The sequence below is a fragment of the Parathalassolituus penaei genome, assembly GCF_026626885.1.
Lineage (GTDB): Bacteria > Pseudomonadota > Gammaproteobacteria > Pseudomonadales > Oceanobacteraceae > Oceanobacter > Oceanobacter penaei.
The window spans coordinates 203,616-224,343 of record NZ_JAPNOA010000058.1; the positions used below are offsets into that span (position 1 = coordinate 203,616).

The window sequence follows — 20,728 nt, forward strand, 5'->3', positions numbered from 1 at the left end:
AACTGCAAGCCCACCTTACCATTGGCCAGTGCTGGTGGTATGCGATGTTCCGGATGAAATTTGGATTTCCTATTATTCCGATATTGATATGGAATCGGTTTGGGAATGAACTGTTATCGTATTTCGCCCGGCGCTAGAGTGATTTTGCTCTTCGGCTGTCCTGATATTGTCTGCGAGAACCTTTCATGTCTGATCCTTCTGTATTCCAGTTTCTGGGGTTTGGCCCCGGCTTCTGGCTGGTTGCGGCGTTGGCTGTCTTTATTACCGGCGTTTCCAAGTCCGGTTTTGCCGGTGGTGTGGGGGTGGTTGCTGTGCCCCTTATGTCGTTATTTGTGGATCCGCGCCAGGCGGCCGCCATTATGTTGCCATTACTGATATGTATGGATTTCTTCAGCGTTCGTATCTGGTACGGCAAGCAGGACAAGCGCCAGCTGAAATTGCTGTTTCCGGCGACGGTAATAGGGGTGCTGATTGGTTATCTGCTGTTTGACTGGCTGGATGCCAACGTTATTCGAGTAATGGTTGGTTTGCTGGCAATCCTGTTTGCTTTATGGGGGCTGAGCCAGATTAAAGTCGCCGGTGAAACCCGTGCCGGACATAAAGGCTGGGGACGCTTTTGTGGTGTGCTGACCGGCTTCACCAGTTTTGTGGCGCATGCTGGTGGACCACCGTTGAGCCTTTATATGTTGCCGTTACGGTTGCCCCGCGAGACCTATCTGGCCACCGTGGTGATCCTGATGACTGGTGTTAACCTGGTCAAACTGGTCCCGTATGCCGCTCTTGGCCAGTTAAAAACCGATAATCTGGCGGCGGCCCTGGTACTGATGCCACTGGCTTTTGTTGGCGTGAAGCTGGGGGTAAAACTGCAGGCGCGTATTAATGACAAACTGTTTTACCGCCTGATCTATACCGCATTGATATTGATTGGTATCAAGTTGCTGTACGACGCTTTCTGAGATTACCACTGAGCAAACAATACATGCGTTTTCGGCATACAAGGTTTGTGTCGAATATGGCCAACCAGACGAGTGGACGGTGTATCAGTTTGATGAAACGGGCTTTTACGCTTGTCGAGTGGCTAATTGAGCCAGCTGCCAGAATTCATGTTACGGCATGTGTCGCCTTATTTTTGCGTGTAATTGAGGGGTGAAAATTTGTTACGCATATCTAAAATCGTATGCAATTTGGCTAAAGTTTTATTTAGGCTTCGGGAACAAAATAATTAGTATCGACCGGGCTGATAAGGAAGCAGGTATGACAACCCGGTTTCACCAGAGTTCATCCCCGCGATGATCTGCTGCTTCCACCTGACCGACTATAAAAACAAAGAGAGCTAAAATGATGAAGCGCGAGCAAATGAAGACCGTCCGTTCTATCGCACCAAAACTGCTGGCCCTGGCTGTTGCCAGTGCTGCTGCCATGCCTGTAATGGCTGATTCCGATTTCCACGCTTACCTCCGTTCCGGTATCGGTTCATCCATGGATGGCGGCGACCAGGTTTGTTATCAGGCCGGTGGTGCTCCAGCCAAGTACCGTCTGGGCAATGAATGTGAAACCTACGCAGCCATGCGAATGATTCACCCGATTGCCTCTACTGGCAAAGCCTCTTTCAAAGTGACTACTGAACTGGGTTATTACACCGACCAGGATAAGGACTTTGAGACCATGACTGCCTCAAATCCAGCGTCCGAAGGCACCGAAGCTGGTGACAAGATCGTTCTGCGTCGTTTCAACGTAGCCGGTACTGACGTGATTGAAGCCCTGCCAGGTGCCACTCTGTGGGTTGGTAAGGAATTCGTAAGCCGTCAGGACTCCAACATTAACGACTTCTTCTTCTGGGATCCAAAAGGCCCAGGCGTTGGTCTGAACAACGTTGACGTTGGTTTCGGTAAGCTGGCAGTAGCCTGGACCCGTAACGGCAGCACCGATGGTGTTGACGGCAACGGCATCGACGGCAACGTGGTTAACAACAGCTACGACATTCGTGTGAGCAACATTGCTGTAACTGAAACCAGCAACCTGGAAGCCGGTATCGACTTCGGTACTTCCCGTGGTACTGATGGTTACACCTACGAAGGCGCCAATAACAACGGCCTGCTGGTATCTGTTAACTACAACCAGACAGCCGTTCTGGGGGGTACCAACAAGTTCACCGTTCAGTACGGTAAAGACGGTATGACCAGCGACAGCTCCAACGGTAACCAGGATGGTACTCTGTCCGGTAAGCTGGTGCGTGTTCTCGACCAGGGCGTGACCAAGCTGGCTGACAATCTGGAAGCCCAATACGTGGTGATCTACCAGAAGCGTGACAACGACAACGCTGCCAACGGCGGTTACAAGTGGCTGTCTGCTGGTGTGCGTCCAGTGTACCAGTGGGGTGGTTACACCAGCACTGCTGTAGAACTGGGTCTGGATCAGGTTAAACCTCTGAACGATGGCTTCGCTGACACCAAGATGACCAAACTGACGGTTGCCCAGCAGTTCTCTCTGGCGCCAACCATCATGGCTCGTCCAACTCTGCGTCTGTTTGCTACTTACGCCAAGTGGGATGACAACGGTAACAAAAACTCTGAAGGCATCACGCCAGATGGCAAGACCAATGGTCTGAGCATCGGTGCCCAGACTGAAGTGTGGTTCTGATAACTACTTCGGTTTGACCAGAAACCCGGCTTCGGCCGGGTTTTTGTTTTTGCGATGTCCGGTTCCTGCTGCCGTAAACAAATCCGTAAAACGCATTCGTCAAACGCGCCGATAAAGCAGGCTGGTAAAACGTACGTATAAAAAAAGCAGCCAGTGGCTGCTTTTTTCGGAAACCGGGTTTTGTTTTCGAAAACCGGATTTTGCTGTTGCTACTGAGTCGGTCTCAGCTCGCTTCTGCAAACTCACACACAGGCATACGGGCCAGATGATCCTGGATGGTTTTTTTGGCGGCCTGACCACAGCAACCACAGTCGGTGGCAACACCAAGGCTTTTACGAATCTCGGCATAACTCTGGCCTTGTTCGACGGCTTGAGTCACTTGTTGGTGAGTAACGGCTTTGCAGAGGCAGATATACATAAATGCACCCGATTCGCATTCAGTGTTGTTCAGGATGTGTGCAATGTAAATTTAATGAGAAGGATTTGCAATAGCTATCACAAGCTTTTTGCAAATTATTCGCATTAGCCTTGATGACTAAACTGACAGCACGCTGGACAGTGTGCCCAGTGTTGTGAACAAGTGATGGGTGTAGAGGTATTGGCCGGGTGATCACTGTCGTTTCACCAGACTCACGGCAGACTCACGTCTGTATCCGTGGGGAACCAGGACCGCCGTCGCAGGTATTTTGCGTGTGTTTTGCGGGTGTTTTGCGGGTGTAGCAGAAAGCCTGATCAATATGTCGGCAACGGTCGCCAGAAGTCTGCGATTTCTGTAAAATGCTGGCCTCTTTTTCTGGCGACTCTGCACTGGCCCAGGAAACTCTCCCGGCAAGTGGCCTTCTGGCCCTCTGTGCAGCGCTTATAGTGAACACAAAATAGGGCACAGCCTTGGAAATCAATCCGATTCTCGAAACCATCAAAGACCTCCAGGCACGCACTGACGTGCTGAGGGGGTATCTTTGACTACGCCAACAAGCAAGAACGTCTCGAAGAAGTAGAGCAGGAACTGGCTCAGCCTGACGTCTGGAACAATCCGGAACGTGCCCAGGAGCTGGGTAAGGAGCGTTCGGCGCTGGAAGCCGTGGTGAAAACCATCGATACCCTCGATACCGGCCTGGCAGACGTTCGCGACCTGCTCGACATGGCGGTTGAAGAAGATGACGAAGGCACCGTTGAGGATTGCCGTACCGAGCTTGAAGGCCTCGAAAAAGAACTGGGCGTGCTGGAATTCCGCCGTATGTTCTCGGGCGAGCTGGATGCCAACAACTGCTACGTTGAAATCCAGTCTGGTTCCGGTGGTACGGAAGCCCAGGACTGGGCCAACATCATGCTGCGTATGTACCTGCGCTGGATCGAAGCGCATGGTTTCAAAGGCGAGCTGATGGAAGTATCCGAAGCCGAAGTGGCGGGTATCAAGGGCGCGACCATTCGTGTAGAAGGCGAATACGCCTACGGCTGGCTGCGTACTGAAACCGGTGTACACCGTCTGGTGCGCAAGAGCCCGTTCGACTCTGGCAACCGTCGCCACACCTCGTTCTCGTCTGTGTTTGTGTCTCCGGAAGTGGATGACGATATCGATATCGAAATCAACCCGGCCGACCTGCGTATCGACGTATACCGCGCCTCCGGTGCCGGTGGTCAGCACGTTAACCGTACCGAATCTGCGGTACGTATTACCCACTTGCCGACCAACATCGTGACCCAGTGTCAGAACGACCGCTCACAGCACAAGAACAAAGATCAGGCCATGAAGCAGTTGAAGGCCAAGTTGTACGAGTTCGAAATGCAGAAGCGTAATGCCGCCGCCCAGGCTCTGGAAGATTCCAAGTCTGACATCGGTTGGGGCAGCCAGATTCGCTCCTACGTGCTCGACGATTCCCGTATCAAGGACCTGCGTACCGGTGTTGAAACCCGTAATACCCAGGCCGTACTGGACGGTGGTCTCGACATGTTTATCGAAGCGTCCTTGAAGAAGGGCCTTTGATACTTCGTCAGATGTCTGATGCCAGATGTCTGACACACCAGTAATTTCGTCTGACGTCAGGCCTTGGGCGTCAGACACCAAATAACGTGTCTGATGTCCAATCGCCGACGTCAGACCTCAAGCACAACGGGCAAAAAAATGACCGAACAAAACCAAACTGTAGTGGATGAGAACAAGCTGATTGCTGAACGTCGCGCCAAGCTGGAACAGCTGCGTGCCGGTAGCAAATGCAATGGCCACCCGAACGATTTCCGTCGTGAAAACCTGGCTGGTGATCTGAAAGCCCAATACGGTGACAAGACTCGTGAAGAACTGGCTGAGCTGGGTCTGCGTGTGTCTGTGGCTGGTCGTGTAATGCGTCGTGGTGGTCCATTCGTGGGTATCCTGGACGGCTCCGACAGCATCCAGTTCTACCTGGGCAAAGCGCTGCAGAAAGAAAGCACTGCCTGGAACCTGCTCGACATCGGTGACATCGTGGGTCTGACCGGTGTGCTGCACAAGTCTGGTAAAGACGAGCTGTTCGTCGAAGTTGGTGACGTTGCCGACCTGCAGATTCTGACCAAATCCCTGCGCCCGCTGCCAGACAAGTTCCACGGTCTGGCTGACCAGGAAATGAAATACCGTCAGCGTTACGTCGACCTCATCATCAACGAGGAAACCCGTAACACCTTCCGTATTCGTTCCAAAATCATCGAAACTATCCGCTTCTTCCTGTCCCAGCGTGGCTTTATGGAAGTGGAAACCCCGATGCTGCAAACCATTCCGGGTGGTGCTTCTGCCAAGCCGTTTGAAACCCACCACAATGCCATGGACATCGACATGTTCCTGCGTATTGCTCCGGAACTGTACCTGAAGCGTCTGGTTGTGGGCGGCTTCGAACGCGTGTTCGAAATCAACCGTAACTTCCGTAACGAAGGCACCAGTACCCGTCACAACCCTGAATTCACCATGATCGAGTTCTATCAGGCTTATGCTGATTACCGCGACATGATGGATACCACCGAAGCCATGCTGCGCTTCGTGGCCGAAACTGTGCTGGGCACCACCATCGTTCCTTACGGTGAGTCTACTTACGATTTCGGTCAGCCATTCATCCGTATGAGCATGGTTGACGCCATCCTCAAGTACAACGAAGGCATGGACGAAGCGGTTCTGCGTGATCCGGAAGGCAACATCGAAACCCTGAAAGAATACGCCCGTTCTGTTGGTATCCACCTCGGCCCGAAAGAAGCCGGTTGGGGCGCTGGCAAACTGCTGTGTGAAATCTTCGAAGAAACGGCGGAAAGCAAGCTGGACCAGCCGACTTTCATCACCGAATACCCATGGGAAGTATCACCACTGGCGCGTCGTAACGACGACAACCCGTTTGTGACTGACCGTTTCGAATTCTTCATTGGTGGCCGTGAACTGGCGAACGGCTTCTCCGAGCTGAACGATGCGGAAGACCAGGCTGCGCGTTTCCGCAAACAGGTTGAAGAGAAAGACGCCGGTGACGACGAAGCCATGCACTACGACGGTGACTACGTCAACGCACTGGAATTCGGCCTGCCACCAACCGCTGGTGAAGGTATCGGTATCGACCGTCTGGTCATGCTGTTCACCAACAGCCATACCATCAAGGATGTAATCCTGTTCCCGCACATGAAACCGCTGGCTAACTAAGCCGGGTTTTATTGAGGTCCATCTGGCACTGGTAGAGCACTTGTTGCGAGTGCCTGATTGGTCAGTTGCGTCCCGTTGCAGGTTTGGTGATCCAGAAATCCAGAGCTCGAGTGGGCTCTGGATTTTTTTATTGGTTTCTCTTGATTCATCTGGAAGTCCTCTGAATTATTCAGAGTGGCGGAGAGTGAAGCTCCTGGCAAAGAATGAATGAGCAACAGTTGTTTGAGGCGCCAAGCTGATCTGGTTTGTTTTCAGGTTGTTCCTGTCTGGCGGGCAGTGATGAAGGGGCGCCATCATAAGGCTTGTATTGGTCAGGTGTCTGTGTTCTTGATAGATCAATACCGACCAGTATTTTACTGATCGGCATTGGTTGTAGCTTTTTCTTTGTTGACGTCTGGTCGACGCGTACTGCCTGTGGCGTGTGAAGCGGTGCTGGTCAGGGGGCGCTTTTATGGAGCGCCAGCTGATCAGGTGACTGGGCTTCAGCCAGCCACTGCAGGATGTAGGTCAGTTGTTGCCACATGAGCTTCCCCTTGGGGCGTTAACGCCACCTCTCTGAAACTCCGGTAGACGGCACCGGTTCTACATCAGTGTAGCTCAGTGCGTAACAACTTCCTCCCCATCAATGGCGGCAATGCAGGCCTGCCGCCATTGAGTGGCTGGTTTTGTAGCAGCGGTTGTCAATCAGGCGCCAGCGCCTTCACGAACCAGCAGTGCTTTCAGCAGGCGTGGGTTGGCAACCACGACGTTGGCCGGTTGGCGAACGCGTGGCTGGCCATTCACGTCAGACAGCAGACAGCCCGCTTCGGTGGCAATCAGGCTGCCAGCCATCAGGCTGAATTCATCCACGTTGCTCAGCATAGCGGCCTGGAAACGGTCGGCAGCGACATAAGCAATGGACAGGGCGTTGGAGCCAATGGCGCGCAGCTCGTAGCTCTTGCTCATCAGGTTCATCAGACGCTGACGCTGGTCGAAGGCTTCTTCGCCAAAACCGACGGGTTGGGTGTAGCCAATGATGGCATCACTCATGGCGTTGATGTTGCTGCAACGGATACGGTGGTTGTTCAGCTGGGCGCCGCGACCGCGGGACGCAGAGAACTCATCGTTGTTCATCGGGTTAACGATAACAGCGTGTTCGGTTTTGCCATTGACCTGGCAAGCCAGCACGATTGCGAAGGTTGGGATACCCACGCGGAAGTTGGCGAGATCATCGATAACGCATACATGCCAGGTTGGCTGGTTTTCGTTGCTACCGTTGAGGCCAGTCTCGCGACCGTTAAAATTGTGCTCTGGCAGGGATTTTTTCAGGTCGAAAATAATGCCCTTTTCGAGGCCGATGACGCAGTCGGCAACGAATTTTGCTTTTTCCTGATCAGTACTCTGAGCGGCATCGAACCGGTCAAGACGACGGACGATTTCCTGGCCCGCATTGCGCGCAGCGCGCAACGCCAAGTTCACCATGGGCTGCATTGCGTTAACTATCTCTTAAAGAACAAGGGGAACCGGCGATTATAGCAGCGGAAAACTGGTTGGCGAAGCCTGTTTTGATATACAATTTTGACCCCCGATTTTTCGGGCCCTGCTTGAGCCGGATCCGCAAGCCTGAAGCACAGGGCCTGCTGACTGTGGAAATGGCCTGACTATGCTTGATCAGATTCGTATTGTGATGGTGAATACTACCCACTCCGGCAACATCGGAGCGGCGGCACGCGCCATGAAAAACATGGGCTTGAGCCGTTTGTGGCTGGTTGACCCGATTGCCAGTGTGGACGATGAAGCGATTGCCCGTGCCGCCGGTGCGGCCGATCTGCTGGAGCAGGTCACCATCGTTGCCACTCTGGAAGAAGCCATTGCTGACTGCGGGCTGGTGGTGGGTACCAGTGCTCGTAATCGTCACTTGCCGTGGCCGCTAATGACGCCGCGTCAGTGTGGTGAACGTGCCCGTGCCATGGTCGGCAGTGATATGCCGGTGGCGTTGGTGTTTGGTCGTGAATCCTCTGGCCTGACCAACGACGAACTGCATCTGTGTCATGCCCACGTCCATATTCCATCCAATGAAGAATACTCGTCACTGAACGTTGCCCAGGCGATTCAGGTGCTCTGTTATGAGATGCGTCTGGCGCTGGTCGAGAATGACGTGGTTACTGGCCCGTGGGGCGTTGAGTGGGATCATCCACCGGCCAGTCACGCTGAAATCGACGGCATGATTCGTCAGTTTGAGCAGACGTTGCTTGATATTGGCTTCCTTAACCCCAATACACCGAAACATCTTGTTGGCCGCTTGCGTCGTTTGTACCAGCGCGCACTGCCTGACAAGACTGAAATCAATATCCTGCGTGGCGTGCTTGGCACAGTGCAGCAACTGGCGGCGCGGCAGGTGGGAGTGTCATCCGATAAAGGGGAATCCGATTGATTCTTAAACAATTGCGCGAAGATGTAGCATGCGTATTTGAACGTGATCCGGCTGCTCGCAACAGCTTTGAAGTGATCACCACCTATCCGGGTGTACACGCCATTCTGCATTACCGGGTTGCCAATCGCCTGTGGAAAGCCGGTTTCAAATGGCTGGCGCGTCTGCTGTCGACCTTCAGTCGCTGGATGACCGGCATCGAGATTCATCCAGGTGCGACCATTGGTCGTCGCTTCTTTATTGACCACGGCATGGGCGTGGTGATCGGGGAAACCGCCGAGATTGGCGACGATTGCACCCTGTATCACGGCGTGACTCTGGGCGGTACCAGCTGGAACAAGGGCAAACGTCACCCGACCCTGCGCAATGGCGTAGTGGTGGGTGCTGGTGCCAAGGTGCTGGGGCCATTGGTAGTGGGTGAAAATGCCCGTATCGGTTCCAATGCCGTTGTTACTCGTGAGGTGCCAGCCGGTGCCACTGTGGTGGGTATTCCTGGCCGTATCGTGCGTATGGCGGGTAAAAAGCCCGTGCCGGATGGCGCGATGAAAATGGCTGAAAAACTCGGCTTTGATGCCTACGGTGTTGCCGATGGTATGCCCGACCCGATTGCCCGTTCCATTCATAACATGATGGATCACATGCATGCGGTCGACAGCAAGATTGATCGTATGTGCAAAGCCCTGAATGATCTGGGTATTCACAGCTGTGACGGGGCCTTGCCGGAACTGGTAAAAGAGGATTTTGTCAGTCTGGGTGAGGTGAGCGATAGTGCGTCGCGCCCTCGTCGTGACGATGAACCACATCCGGGTAATATCTGAGTTTTAATTCCTACTAATCCACTACGGCTTTTAGTTGACTGAATTGGTAGGGATTACGATAATGCCCACTCTGTTATGGGGGGTATTTTATGCGTTTGACTACCAAGGGCCGTTACGCCGTAACCGCCATGCTGGACCTTGCCATTCACGCTGAGACCGGTCCGGTCAGCCTGAATGACATTTCTGGCCGTCAGGGAATTTCCCTGTCTTACCTTGAGCAGCTGTTTGCGCGCCTGCGCCGTTGTGGCCTGGTGGCCAGTGTTCGTGGTCCGGGTGGTGGTTATCGTCTGAGCCGTCCGCATGCCGAAATCAACGTCGCCGAAATTGTGGATGCCGTGAATGAGTCCATGGATGCCACCCGTTGCAACAAACGTGGTGATTGCCAGGACGGTGGTGAATGCCTGACGCACCATCTGTGGATTGATCTGAGTGACCAGATTCATCACTTCCTGTCTGGTATCAATCTGCAGCAGCTGATTGAACGTCAGGAAATTCGTAATACTGCTCGCCGTCAGGATGAGCATGCTCGCAGCCGTATTCCGGCTTTTATGAGTGACTCAGTGTCCTTCTGATTGATCACAGCAGGCCTGGTCATCAAACTTGACCAGGTCTCTCCAGTGCGGACAATGCGCGCATACATCATTATGCACAGCGTATTGGTCCAATCCGGAATTGCCGGTTATGAACCAGTCAGCTTCAACCGGGAATAGCCATGAATCCTGTATATCTCGATTACGCCGCCACCACTCCTGTTGATCCCCGGGTTGCCGAGGTGATCATGTCGTGCCTGACCATGGACGGCAATTTTGCCAATCCGGCATCCCGCTCCCATCGTTTGGGCTGGCAGGCTGAGCAGGCGGTTGAAGTCGCTCGCCGTCAATTGGCCGATACCATCAATGCTGAACCTCGTGAGATCGTCTGGACTTCCGGTGCGACCGAAAGCAACAACCTGGCATTAAAGGGGGTAGTGGAATACGCCCGTCGAGACGATTTTGGGCGTCCGCTGCACATCATTACGTCGGCGATTGAGCACAAGGCCATTCTGGATACCTGCAAGTGGCTGCAGGGGACGGGGGTTGAGGTGACCTACCTGACTCCGGATGCGGATGGTCTGATCCAGCCGCAGCAGGTAGCGGATGCCCTGAGTGAACATACGGTGCTGGTCAGTCTGATGGCGGTGAACAACGAGCTCGGCACCATCAATGACATTCCGGCTGTCAGTCAATTGCTGGCCAAACATCCGGCGCTTTTGCACGTAGATGCGGCCCAGGCGGTGGGCAAAATGGCCGTCGATGTGCGAGCCTGGGATGTCGATCTGTTGTCGATGTCGTGCCACAAGTTTTATGGCCCGAAAGGCATTGGTGCGCTGTTTGTGCGCCGTCAGCCACTGGTGCATGTAGCCGCCCAGATTCATGGCGGTGGTCATGAGCGCGGCATGCGTTCCGGCACTCTGGCGACCCACCAGATTGCAGCCATGGGTAAGGCGGCGGCACTGGTTCAGGCAGAACTGGCGGATGACGAAGTTCGTATCCGTGGTTTGCGTGACCGTTTGCAGGAAGGTCTGCTGGCGCTGGGTGATGTGTATATCAATGGCCATGTCGAGCAGCGGGTTGCCAATATTCTCAACGTGTCGTTTGCCGGAGTGGATGGCGAAATCCTGCTGGCGTCCCTGGCACGGGTGGCGGTTTCCTCTGGATCAGCCTGTACTTCAGCCAGCGTAGAACCTTCCTACGTACTGAAAGCGATTGGCCGCAGTGATGCACTGGCGCACGCCGGTTTGCGTTTCAGCGTGGGTCGTTTCACAACTGCTGAAGACATTGAACTTGCGCTGTCCGAAGTGACTCGAACCGTCCAGGGTCTGCGCCGTTAATTCTGAATCCGTTTGCTGATCAGGTGCTGTGCCAATACTGCACAAAAAGCAAGCGGGTTCGCGTACAACTTTAATCAAAAGACGCGTATAATCTCGCGGTTTTTTTCCCTAACAAGTCAATTGTGGAGCTAATAATGGCTGTTGAACGCACTCTGTCCATCGTAAAACCGGACGCAGTAGGCAAGAACGTAATCGGTGAGATCCTGGCTCGCTTCGAAAAAGCTGGTCTGCAAATCGTTGCTGCCAAGATGGTTAAACTGGACGAGGAAAAGGCTGGCGGTTTCTACGCTGAGCACAAAGAGCGTCCATTCTTCCCAGCACTGGTTTCTTTCATGACTTCTGGTCCTGTTGTTGTACAGGTTCTGGAAGGTGAAAACGCTATCGCTCTGAACCGCGAACTGATGGGTGCTACCAACCCTCAGCAAGCTGCTGCTGGCACCATCCGTGCTGACTTCGCAGAAAGCATCGATGCTAACGCAGTACACGGTTCTGACTCTGCTGCTTCTGCAGAGCGCGAAATCGCTTACTTCTTCGCTGCTGACGAAATCTGCTCCCGCTGATTTCGGCTGAACGGAGGCCTTGTGCCTCCGTTCTGTTTTTGCTCGACCCAAACGCTACACACCAGGTACACCACTGATGTCCAACACCTCTGAAAAAATTAACCTGCTGGGATTATCACCTGCCAAGATGGAAGCTTTTTTTGCCGACTTCGGTGAAAAGAAATTCCGTGCGCAGCAGATGCTGAAGTGGATCCATCAGTTTGGTGAAGCCAACTTCGACAACATGACCAACATGGGCAAGGATCTGCGTGCCCGTCTGGCGGCCGTGTGTGAAGTGCGCCTGCCAGAAGTGATTTATGAGGATATTTCTGCCGACGGTACCCGCAAGTGGGTCATGCGGATGGACGGTGGCAGTGCGGTGGAAACCGTTTATATCCCGGAAAAGGACCGTGGCACCCTGTGTGTCAGTTCCCAGATTGGCTGTTCACTGGATTGCAGCTTCTGCTCAACCGGTAAACAGGGCTTTAACCGCGACCTGACCGTGGCCGAAATTATTGGCCAGGTATATGTGGCCGCCATGAGTTTTCACACTCCCGGCGAACGCCGTGAGCGCAAGATCACCAACGTGGTGATGATGGGGATGGGCGAACCGTTGTTGAACTTCGACAACGTGGTAGACGCCATGCAACTGATGATGGACGACAACGCGTATGGTCTGTCCAAACGTCGTGTCACCCTGAGTACCTCGGGTGTGGTGCCAATGCTCGACAAGCTGGGTGACGTGATTGACGTATCCCTGGCGGTGTCCCTGCACGCGCCAAACGACGAACTGCGTAATCAGCTGGTACCGCTGAACAAGAAATACCCGATCAAGGAGCTGATGGCCGCTACCAAGCGTTACCTCGCCAAACTGCCTGATCGTCGCAAAGCCACCATTGAATACACCCTGATTGACGGTGTGAACGACGAACTGCACCACGCCGAAGAGCTGGCAAAGCTGCTGCGAGACGTACCGTGCAAGATCAACCTGATTCCGTTCAATCCGTTCCCGAACTCAGGTTATGAGCGCCCAAGCAACAACCGTGTGTACCGTTTCCGTGACTATTTGATCGCTCAGCAGCATATTGTCACCATTCGCTCGACCCGCGGTGATGATATTGATGCAGCCTGTGGACAGCTGGTAGGCCGGGTAGCCGACCGTACGCGCCGCAGTGAGCGTTATATCAACGCCATTCAACTGGATGCTCAATAAAAACGGAATCTCCCAGTAATGATGAAACAGACAGCCTCGATGTTCAGACTGGTTATTACCGGTGTTTTGGCTTTTACCCTGTCCGCGTGTGTGACCACGGTTGAAAGTCGTTTTACCAAAAAAGCCTCCCCTGAAAAGGCAGTCGAAAATTACACCCAGCTGGGTATTGGTTATCTGAAAGAAAACCACCCGGATCTGGCTCGTCAGCGTTTGCAGAAAGCGCTCAGTATTGATGAGAACTATGCACCCGCTAACGATGCCATGGGGTTGTTGTGGCAAACGGAAGGGGAACTGGATCTGGCCGAGGAGTTTTATCGCAAGGCCATCAACAAGGATTCATCCCTGACCCAGGCCAAACATCACCTGGGACGCCTGTACAACCAGAAGCGTGAGTACGACAAGGCTGAACCCTGGCTGCGCAAGGCTACCGAAGATCGTTATTACGATGGCCGAAATCAGGCGTTTAACGATCTGGCCATGAACTACTACCGCCAGGGACATACCGACAAGGCTATCGAAACCTATTCGGAATCCCTGCGTATCAGCCCGTATGCTGCCGAGCCGCTGGTGAACATTGCGACTTTGCTGTTTGAAAGCCAGCAGTACAAGGAATCCCTGAAATACTGGGATCGCCTGGATCGTCTGGTTCAACGTCAGCAGACCCGCCACACCTCCCACAGCCTGTGGCTGGGGATTCGTCTGGCCAATATTTTCCAGAGCACCCAGCGTTCTGCCCGTCTGGCAGTACAGCTGAGCGAAGAATTCCCGAACTCTGCCGAGTTCCAACAATACAAGGATTCACTGGGCGACAATCAGACGTTCCCGGTGGTTCATTAAGCCGGATCGGCCTGATACCGGCAGACTGAGTGGTAAACAGACCCTATGCATTTCGAGAATCCGATCAAACGCCGCAAAAGCCGTAAAATCTGGGTAGGTAATGTGCCGGTGGGCGGTGACGCCCCGATTGCCATCCAGACCATGACGAATACCGAAACCACCGACGTGGCGGCAACTGTAGACCAGATCCGTCGTGCCCAGGACGCCGGTGCTGACATCGTGCGGGTTTCGGTACCCAGCATGGATGCCGCTGAAGCGTTTGGTCAGATTCGCAAACAGGTCAGCGTGCCACTGGTTGCCGACATTCACTTCGATTACCGCATCGCCCTGCGTGTGGCTGAACTGGGTGTTGACTGTCTGCGTATCAATCCGGGCAACATCGGTCGTGATGACCGCGTCCGCGCCGTGGTGGATGCAGCCCGTGATCGTAATATCCCGATCCGTATCGGGGTTAACGCCGGTTCGCTGGAAAAAGAACTGCAGAAAAAGTATGGCGAACCAACACCGGCAGCGCTGGTGGAGTCTGCCATGCGCCATATCGACATCCTTGATCGCATGAACTTCCACGACTTCAAGCTAAGCCTGAAAGCGTCGGATATCTTCATGACGGTTGAAGCCTATCGCCAGATCGCCAGTCAGATCGAACAACCGTTGCACCTCGGTATCACCGAAGCCGGTGGCCTGCGTGGTGGCACCGTGAAGTCATCGATTGGTCTGGGCCTACTGCTGTGGGACGGTATTGGTGACACCATTCGTGTGTCGCTGGCGGCCGACCCGGTAGAAGAGGTGAAGGTGGGCTGGGATATGCTGAAGTCCCTGAAACTGCGTAATCGTGGTATCAACTTTATTGCCTGCCCAAGCTGTTCCCGTCAGAACTTCGACGTGATCAAGACCATGAACGATCTGGAACAGCGTGTGGATGACGTGCGCACCAGTATGGACGTGGCCATTATTGGCTGTGTGGTAAACGGCCCGGGTGAATCCCGTGAAGCCGACGTTGGTCTGGCCGGTGGTCAGCCCAATCTGGTGTACATTGATGGCAAGCCCGCCGGCAAACTGAATAACGACACCCTGGTGGACGACCTTGAACGTCTGATCCGCGAGCGTGCCGATGCCCTCCAGAAAGAACGTGCGGCACTCATTACTTCTGACAACATGAACCAAGGCAGCCCTGCTGTCTGATCCGGACAAGAAACCCGTTTTATGGCGACAAAAATCCAGGCCATTCGTGGCATGAACGACATCCTGCCGACCCAGAGCCCGGTATGGCAGTACCTCGAAGGTACCGTCAAGGAGCTGCTGGCTGGTCATGGTTATGACGAAATCCGCATGCCGATTGTGGAGCAGACCAACCTCTTCAAACGTTCTATCGGTGAAGTCACCGACATCGTTGAAAAAGAGATGTACACCTTTGAAGACCGTAACGGCGACAGCCTGACCCTGCGCCCGGAAGGTACTGCCAGCTGTGTACGTGCCTGTGAAGAGCATGGTTTGCTGTACAACCAGACCCAGCGTCTGTGGTACACCGGCCCGATGTTCCGTCACGAACGTCCACAAAAAGGCCGCTACCGTCAGTTTTACCAGCTGGGTGTTGAAACCTTTGGTATCGCCAGCGCTGATATCGACGCCGAACTGATCCTGATGACCGCCCGCCTGTGGCAGCAACTGGGTCTGGCGGATGCCGTCAGTCTGCAGCTGAACACTCTCGGTTCCAACGAAGCGCGTGCCGAATATCGTGCCGCTCTGGTGGAGTACCTGGGTCAGTTCAAGGACCAGCTCGACGAAGACAGTCAGCGTCGTCTGGAAAGCAATCCGCTGCGGGTGCTCGACAGCAAGGACCCGAACACTCAAGCGCTGCTGGCCAATGCACCGAAACTGCATGACCACCTCGATGCCGACAGTCGTGAGCACTTTGCCCGTCTGCGCGCCATTCTGGATGCCGCTGGTGTCAAATACGAAATCAACCAGCGTCTGGTTCGTGGTCTCGATTACTACAACAAGACGGTATTTGAATGGGTTACTGACAAGCTGGGTGCCCAGGGCACCGTGTGCGCCGGTGGCCGTTACGATGGTCTGGTGGAACAGTTGGGTGGCAAGGCTACTCCGGCCGTTGGTTTCGCCATGGGCCTTGAGCGTCTGATCCTGTTGCTGGAAACCCTGGAAGTGATTCCGGCGGAAGTCAGCCAGACCATCGACGTGTATCTCTGCACTCTTGGTGAAGGTGCTGATCTGGCTGGCTTGCTGCTGGCCGACCGTCTGCGTCAGGAACACTGCTGGCTGCGTATCCAGACCCACTGTGGTGGGGGCAGCTTCAAGAGCCAGATGAAAAAAGCCGACAAGAGCGGTGCCCGTTATGCCTTCCTGCTGGGTGAGTCCGAACTCGCCAACGGCCAGGTCAGCATCAAGGACCTGCGCTCTGATGCCGAACAACAGTCCATCGCGGTGGATGCTGTTGGCAGCTGGCTGGCAGACAACATGCTCTGAGCCGCGCCGCGGTCAGACACACATAACCCAATTGCAGATAGACGAGACAAGGTAGCGGAAGCATGAGCGAACTGCGTACGGATGAAGAACAGGTAGAGATGCTGAAGAACTGGTGGGCTGAGAACGGCAAAAGCCTGCTCATCAGTGTGGTTCTGGTAGCGGGCAGCTGGGTAGGCTGGAACTACTATCAGGATCAACAGCGTCACAACGGCGAAGCCGCCGCTGCCCTGTATGGCACCCTGAGCGAAAAAACCGCCGCCGTCAGTGAAAACAGTGCCAACACGGCTGCGCGTACCGAAGCGGTTGCCATCGCCGAAGAACTGAAAAAGAACTACGCCGGTAGCCAGTATGCCCAGTTCGCCAGCCTGTATCTGGCTCGTCTGGCGGCTGACGCAGGTGACATGGCCAGCGCTTCCAACGAACTGCGCGACTTGCTGAAAACCGCCCAACCACCGGTCAGCTTCATGGCGACTGTCCGTCTGGCGACTGTGCTGGTTGAACAGGGTCAGTTTGACGATGCCCTGGCACTGGTGAATACCACTCCGGATGTAGCGTACAACGCCCAGTATCTGGAAGTTCGTGGTGATGCGCTGCTGCTGAAGGGTGACAAGACTGCTGCTCGCAAGGCGTATCTGGATGCTGTTGAAGCAGCGCGTCTGCAAGGTTCTGAAACCCAGAGTCTGCAACGCAAGGCTGACTTCCTGGTTGCTGCCGAGGGTAACTGATGACCTGGCGCACACTGACTCTGGCCGCAGCCGTATTGCTGGCAGCCTGTTCCGGGCAACCAGCCAAAGTCGCGGTTGATGATCTGCCATCCAGCCCGCTGAGCGTGGAATGGCGTAAACAACTGGGCACCGGTTCCGGGAGCGTGTTCTCCCGCCTGCGTGCCGTGGTTGAAGACAACCGCATCTATGCTGCGGACACCAGTGGTGCAGTGACGGCGCTGGAACTCGACTCCGGTTCCACCATCTGGTCGATCCAGCTCGACAAACAGATCGGTTCTGCCATGACCAAGGTGGATGACACCCTGTACGTGGTGACCTACGACGGCGTTATCCATGCCCTGAGTGCGGAAGATGGCTCCAGCAAGTGGGAAGCCCATCTGAGCAGCGAATCGGTAGCACCGGTTGGTGCCGACAGCGAGCGCGTGTTTGTTCACACCGTTGATGGTCGTATTGCCGCGCTGGACGCCGCTGACGGCAAGCAGTTGTGGTCTTATGAAACCTCCATGCCGGTTCTGACCGTGCGTGGCACGGGTACGCCTATGCCTGTTGATGGTCTGGTGATTACCGGTCTGGCCAACGGCAAGGTGATTGCACTGGATCGAGAACTGGGTATTCCGCGTTGGGAAGCCCGTCTGGCGATGCCGGAAGGCCGTTCTGAACTCGATCGTCTGGTCGACGTTGATGGAACGGTATACCTTGAGGATAACCTGGTGTACGCCGCCAGTTATCATGGCAAGGTTGCCGCCATTGGTCTTGACGGTAATACCCGTTGGGAAGAAGACGGTTCCAGTTACACCAGCCCTGAGCTGGCGCTGGGTAACGTCTATCTGACTCTGGATGATGGCCGGATTCAGGCCTATGACCAGGCCACCGGTAACGGCATCTGGACCCAGGTGGATCTCAAGGACAAGGCTCTGGGCCCGATTACTGCCAGTGGCAATCACCTCGCGGTAGCGGACAGTGATGGCTATCTTTATCTGCTGAACCAGCAGGATGGCAGCCTGGCGGCACGTATCTGGTTGCGTCCTCGCCCATTGCATATCAATTATCCAAACCAGTCTGAAGCCACTCGCTGGCGCGAAATGCGCGGCCGCGACTTTGGCATTCGTAACCCGATCATTGCAACCGACAAGGGGTTACTGGTTTATACCAACGACGGCGAGATGCTGCTGCTGGAAATCCGCAGCGAATAATAGCGACAGCCGTTTTTTGCAAGACATGACAGGGCTGGTGTAATCACCAGCCCATTGCTTTTTGAGGTATCACATGGTTCCAGTCATTGCCCTGGTCGGGCGCCCTAACGTAGGCAAATCCACGCTCTTCAACCGCCTGACCAAAAGTCGTGACGCGCTGGTTGCAGAAATTGCCGGCCTGACCCGCGACCGTAAATACGGTGAGGGCAAGGTGGGTGACAAACCTTTTATCGTGATTGATACCGGCGGTATCAGCGGCGAGGAAGAGGGTATCGATGAAGCCATGGCGGCCCAGAGTTATCTGGCCATCCAGGAAGCCGACATCGTGTTCTTTATGGTGGATGCCGGTGCCGGTGTACTGCCTGCTGACCGTATGATCGCTGAACACCTGCGCAAGAACGGTAAGGAAGCTTACCTGGTTGCCAACAAGATCGACGGTAAAAACCCGGATCTGGTGTTGATCGACTTCTTCGAACTGGGTCTGGGCGAGCCGCTGCCAATTGCTGCTGCGCACAACCGTGGTGTATCCGCTCTGGTTGAATACGTTCTGGGTGAACTCGACGGCTCCAACGATGCTGCCGAAAACGCCAGCGACGAAGACGAATGGAACTACCAGTGGGTAGAAGACGATGACGGCCGCATGCATCAGGAAGTGCATGAAGAGCTGGACGTCAAAGGTATCAAGATTGCGGTTGTGGGTCGTCCAAACGTGGGTAAATCCACGCTGGTCAACCGCTTTCTCGGTGAAGACCGAGTTGTGGTTTACGACGAGGCCGGCACCACCCGTGACAGCATTTACATCCCGTACGAGCGTCATGGTCAGGAGTACACCCTGATCGACACCGCCGGTGTGCGTCGTCGCAAAAACATTGTGGAAGCCGCCGAAAAGTTTTCCATCATCAAGACCCTGCAGGCGATTCAGGATTGCCACGTGTGTATCCTGGTTCTGGATGCCCGCACCGGTCTGGTTGAGCAGGACCTGCACATGCTGAGCTTCGTGCTCAACGCCGGTCGTGCCCTGGTGATCGCCGTCAACAAGTGGGACGGTCTGGATATGGAAGTGAAGGAGCGCATCAAGGACGAAATCGATCGTCGTTTTGACTTCCTGACCTTCGCCGACATTCACTTTATTTCCGCTCTGCATGGTACTGGTGTTGGTCACCTGTACGAGTCCGTGGATCAGGCCTATGCGTCTTCCATGGGCAAGTGGCAGACCAACATGCTGACCCGCATCCTCGAAGACGCGGTGTCCAGTCACCAGCCGCCAATGGTTCGCTCCAAGCGTCCAAAACTGCGTTACGCCCACCAGGGTGGTTCCAATCCGCCAGTGCTGGTGATTCACGGTAACCTGGTGGCCGATCTGCCGGACGACTACAAGCGTTACCTGGCCAATACCTTCCGTCGTGTGCTGGATATCAAGGGCACACCGATCCGGGTGGAATTCCGTCAGGGCGAGAACCCGTTTGCCAACAAGGAAAAAGAAGTACGTTACAGCAGCCGTTCCCGTGCGGAAGCGGTGGTGCGTACTACCGCCATCCGTAAAGCCAAGCAGGAGAAATCCCGCAAGCAGCGCGCCAAGGATCGTACCCGTACCGAAACCAAAGGTCGTTAATCGGCTTTTGTGGATGGTCTGCAATGCAAAACGGCACCCTCGGGTGCCGTTTTTATTGGGAGCACTCACCGCAGCGATTGCCCCCAAGTGTTGTTTGGCCGGATCAGTGCAGGGTGATATCCACCATCAGCTCGTTGCTGATGGATTCAATTGCCGTGGCCAGGGTTTGCTGGTCGAAGTCGGCTGGCACTTCCAGTTCGGCGTCAGCACGGAACAGTGGCACGGCCGACATTTCGGCGGCACTGCAGTCGGTGGTCAGTTCCAGCACGTTAACGTTCAGTCCCGCCAGCACCTGGGAAACTTCACGCACAATACCTGGACGGTCGTTACCGACCAGACTCAGGGTCAGGTGTACGGTTTTACCGTGTGGTACGTTGCCATGTTCGGCACGGACTTCAATACCTTTGCCAGACAGGGTTGCCAGATCGGCCAGCAGACCATCGGCATGACTGTCTTCCACGGTGATATGCAGGATGCCAGCAAATTTGCCTGCCAGGCTTGCCATACGGCTTTCCAGCCAGTTGCCCTGATTGCGGGTAATTACGGCAGACAGTTGTTCAACGATACCGGGTTTGTCATCTGCAATAACCGTCAGTACGAGAGAAAGATTCATCAGGGGTTCCTTTGTCATGATTGCCTGTGTCCTCAAGGCTACGACTCTCCTGTAGGAACGTCCAGTATCTGCGGTTGTCATATTTGGCGCGAAGGGGGTCACAGGTATGAATAATTTTGTCAGGTTTG

Annotated in this window: 19 protein-coding genes; 16 read left to right on the forward strand and 3 right to left on the reverse strand. The window is 54.6% G+C overall.

Annotated features, from left to right (window positions below; translation table 11 throughout):
- The first annotated feature begins 185 nt into the window (after window positions 1–185).
- Both OUO13_RS17635 and OUO13_RS17640 read left to right on the forward strand, forming a co-directional pair.
- Entirely contained in the window at window positions 186–956 is a 771-nt protein-coding gene (locus tag OUO13_RS17635) for a sulfite exporter TauE/SafE family protein (protein WP_283175219.1), read from the forward strand.
- A gap of 382 nt (window positions 957–1,338) precedes the next feature.
- Window positions 1,339–2,640, forward strand: coding sequence for a maltoporin (locus OUO13_RS17640; RefSeq protein ID WP_283175220.1), 1,302 nt, complete (start codon window positions 1,339–1,341; stop codon window positions 2,638–2,640).
- A 223-nt stretch (window positions 2,641–2,863) separates the two neighbouring features.
- Here the strand turns inward: OUO13_RS17640 and OUO13_RS17645 are convergent, their stop codons facing one another.
- Window positions 2,864–3,058 carry a (2Fe-2S)-binding protein gene (locus tag OUO13_RS17645; RefSeq protein WP_283175221.1) on the reverse strand — a complete coding sequence of 65 codons (195 nt, stop codon included), beginning with the start codon at window positions 3,056–3,058 and terminating at the stop codon, window positions 2,864–2,866.
- Window positions 3,059–3,528: 470 nt separating this feature from the next.
- On the opposite strand from OUO13_RS17645, the gene prfB reads away from it, so the two are divergent.
- Together prfB and lysS are read left to right on the forward strand one after the other, a co-directional pair.
- A protein-coding gene (prfB, locus tag OUO13_RS17650; protein ID WP_283175222.1) for a peptide chain release factor 2 occupies window positions 3,529–4,624 on the forward strand; the annotation gives its coding sequence in 2 pieces (ribosomal slippage) (window positions 3,529–3,600 and window positions 3,602–4,624; 1,095 coding nt in all).
- 138 nt (window positions 4,625–4,762) lie between these two features.
- A complete protein-coding gene (gene lysS, locus OUO13_RS17655) occupies window positions 4,763–6,286 on the forward strand; it encodes a lysine--tRNA ligase (protein WP_283175223.1) in 1,524 nt (507 codons plus the stop codon).
- A gap of 684 nt (window positions 6,287–6,970) precedes the next feature.
- On the opposite strand, the gene OUO13_RS17660 is transcribed toward lysS, so the two are convergent.
- Window positions 6,971–7,747 carry an inositol monophosphatase family protein gene (locus OUO13_RS17660; RefSeq protein ID WP_283175224.1) on the reverse strand — a complete coding sequence of 259 codons (777 nt, stop codon included), beginning with the start codon at window positions 7,745–7,747 and terminating at the stop codon, window positions 6,971–6,973.
- Between the two features lie 181 nt (window positions 7,748–7,928).
- Between OUO13_RS17660 and trmJ the strand changes: the two genes are divergently transcribed.
- The 12 genes from trmJ (at window position 7,929) to der (ending at window position 19,987) form a co-directional block, all read left to right on the forward strand.
- Complete coding sequence (gene trmJ, locus OUO13_RS17665; protein ID WP_283175225.1) at window positions 7,929–8,699, forward strand: tRNA (cytosine(32)/uridine(32)-2'-O)-methyltransferase TrmJ; 771 nt, start codon at window positions 7,929–7,931, stop codon at window positions 8,697–8,699.
- Window positions 8,699–9,514, forward strand: a complete 816-nt coding sequence (gene cysE, locus OUO13_RS17670; protein ID WP_283175330.1) for a serine O-acetyltransferase — start codon at window positions 8,699–8,701, stop codon at window positions 9,512–9,514. Before trmJ ends, cysE begins: the two co-directional genes overlap by 1 nt.
- Before the next feature lie 89 nt (window positions 9,515–9,603).
- Window positions 9,604–10,086: a Fe-S cluster assembly transcriptional regulator IscR gene (iscR, locus tag OUO13_RS17675; RefSeq protein WP_283175226.1), complete on the forward strand. Its 483-nt coding sequence runs from the start codon at window positions 9,604–9,606 to the stop codon at window positions 10,084–10,086.
- 140 nt (window positions 10,087–10,226) lie between these two features.
- The gene (locus tag OUO13_RS17680) at window positions 10,227–11,384 is read left to right on the forward strand and encodes an aminotransferase class V-fold PLP-dependent enzyme (protein WP_283175227.1); all 1,158 of its coding nucleotides are present in this window, start codon (window positions 10,227–10,229) and stop codon (window positions 11,382–11,384) included.
- A gap of 134 nt (window positions 11,385–11,518) precedes the next feature.
- Entirely contained in the window at window positions 11,519–11,944 is a 426-nt protein-coding gene (ndk, locus tag OUO13_RS17685) for a nucleoside-diphosphate kinase (protein ID WP_283175228.1), read from the forward strand.
- A 76-nt stretch (window positions 11,945–12,020) separates the two neighbouring features.
- Complete coding sequence (gene rlmN / locus OUO13_RS17690) at window positions 12,021–13,136, forward strand: dual-specificity RNA methyltransferase RlmN (protein WP_283175229.1); 1,116 nt, start codon at window positions 12,021–12,023, stop codon at window positions 13,134–13,136.
- Window positions 13,137–13,154: 18 nt separating this feature from the next.
- Complete coding sequence (locus OUO13_RS17695) at window positions 13,155–13,973, forward strand: tetratricopeptide repeat protein (RefSeq protein ID WP_283175230.1); 819 nt, start codon at window positions 13,155–13,157, stop codon at window positions 13,971–13,973.
- 45 nt (window positions 13,974–14,018) lie between these two features.
- Window positions 14,019–15,155: a flavodoxin-dependent (E)-4-hydroxy-3-methylbut-2-enyl-diphosphate synthase gene (gene ispG, locus OUO13_RS17700; RefSeq protein WP_283175231.1), complete on the forward strand. Its 1,137-nt coding sequence runs from the start codon at window positions 14,019–14,021 to the stop codon at window positions 15,153–15,155.
- A 21-nt stretch (window positions 15,156–15,176) separates the two neighbouring features.
- Entirely contained in the window at window positions 15,177–16,457 is a 1,281-nt protein-coding gene (hisS, locus tag OUO13_RS17705) for a histidine--tRNA ligase (RefSeq protein WP_283175232.1), read from the forward strand.
- 62 nt (window positions 16,458–16,519) lie between these two features.
- A complete protein-coding gene (locus OUO13_RS17710) occupies window positions 16,520–17,182 on the forward strand; it encodes a YfgM family protein (RefSeq protein WP_283175233.1) in 663 nt (220 codons plus the stop codon).
- Window positions 17,182–18,375 (forward strand): outer membrane protein assembly factor BamB, encoded by a 1,194-nt coding sequence (bamB, locus tag OUO13_RS17715; RefSeq protein WP_283175234.1) that lies wholly within the window; start codon window positions 17,182–17,184, stop codon window positions 18,373–18,375. The genes OUO13_RS17710 and bamB overlap by 1 nt, the downstream gene beginning before the upstream one ends.
- Window positions 18,376–18,448: 73 nt before the next feature.
- Window positions 18,449–19,987, forward strand: coding sequence for a ribosome biogenesis GTPase Der (gene der, locus OUO13_RS17720; RefSeq protein WP_283175235.1), 1,539 nt, complete (start codon window positions 18,449–18,451; stop codon window positions 19,985–19,987).
- A 103-nt stretch (window positions 19,988–20,090) separates the two neighbouring features.
- Here the strand turns inward: der and OUO13_RS17725 are convergent, their stop codons facing one another.
- Complete coding sequence (locus tag OUO13_RS17725) at window positions 20,091–20,600, reverse strand: glycine cleavage system transcriptional repressor (RefSeq protein ID WP_283175236.1); 510 nt, start codon at window positions 20,598–20,600, stop codon at window positions 20,091–20,093.
- Between the last annotated feature and the right edge of the window lie 128 nt (window positions 20,601–20,728).

Excerpts from the sequence above, each read along its gene's own strand:
- OUO13_RS17635 (WP_283175219.1), top strand. The coding sequence starts at position 186 with ATGTCTGATCCTTCTGTATTCCAGTTTCTGGGGTTTGGCCCCGGCTTC.
- OUO13_RS17640 (WP_283175220.1), top strand. The coding sequence starts at position 1,339 with ATGATGAAGCGCGAGCAAATGAAGACCGTCCGTTCTATCGCACCAAAA.
- OUO13_RS17645 (WP_283175221.1), bottom strand. The coding sequence starts at position 3,058 with ATGTATATCTGCCTCTGCAAAGCCGTTACTCACCAACAAGTGACTCAA.
- lysS (WP_283175223.1), top strand. The coding sequence starts at position 4,763 with ATGACCGAACAAAACCAAACTGTAGTGGATGAGAACAAGCTGATTGCT.
- OUO13_RS17660 (WP_283175224.1), bottom strand. The coding sequence starts at position 7,747 with ATGGTGAACTTGGCGTTGCGCGCTGCGCGCAATGCGGGCCAGGAAATC.
- trmJ (WP_283175225.1), top strand. The coding sequence starts at position 7,929 with ATGCTTGATCAGATTCGTATTGTGATGGTGAATACTACCCACTCCGGC.
- iscR (WP_283175226.1), top strand. The coding sequence starts at position 9,604 with ATGCGTTTGACTACCAAGGGCCGTTACGCCGTAACCGCCATGCTGGAC.
- OUO13_RS17680 (WP_283175227.1), top strand. The coding sequence starts at position 10,227 with ATGAATCCTGTATATCTCGATTACGCCGCCACCACTCCTGTTGATCCC.
- ndk (WP_283175228.1), top strand. The coding sequence starts at position 11,519 with ATGGCTGTTGAACGCACTCTGTCCATCGTAAAACCGGACGCAGTAGGC.
- rlmN (WP_283175229.1), top strand. The coding sequence starts at position 12,021 with ATGTCCAACACCTCTGAAAAAATTAACCTGCTGGGATTATCACCTGCC.
- OUO13_RS17695 (WP_283175230.1), top strand. The coding sequence starts at position 13,155 with ATGATGAAACAGACAGCCTCGATGTTCAGACTGGTTATTACCGGTGTT.
- ispG (WP_283175231.1), top strand. The coding sequence starts at position 14,019 with ATGCATTTCGAGAATCCGATCAAACGCCGCAAAAGCCGTAAAATCTGG.
- hisS (WP_283175232.1), top strand. The coding sequence starts at position 15,177 with ATGGCGACAAAAATCCAGGCCATTCGTGGCATGAACGACATCCTGCCG.
- OUO13_RS17710 (WP_283175233.1), top strand. The coding sequence starts at position 16,520 with ATGAGCGAACTGCGTACGGATGAAGAACAGGTAGAGATGCTGAAGAAC.
- bamB (WP_283175234.1), top strand. The coding sequence starts at position 17,182 with ATGACCTGGCGCACACTGACTCTGGCCGCAGCCGTATTGCTGGCAGCC.
- der (WP_283175235.1), top strand. The coding sequence starts at position 18,449 with ATGGTTCCAGTCATTGCCCTGGTCGGGCGCCCTAACGTAGGCAAATCC.
- OUO13_RS17725 (WP_283175236.1), bottom strand. The coding sequence starts at position 20,600 with ATGAATCTTTCTCTCGTACTGACGGTTATTGCAGATGACAAACCCGGT.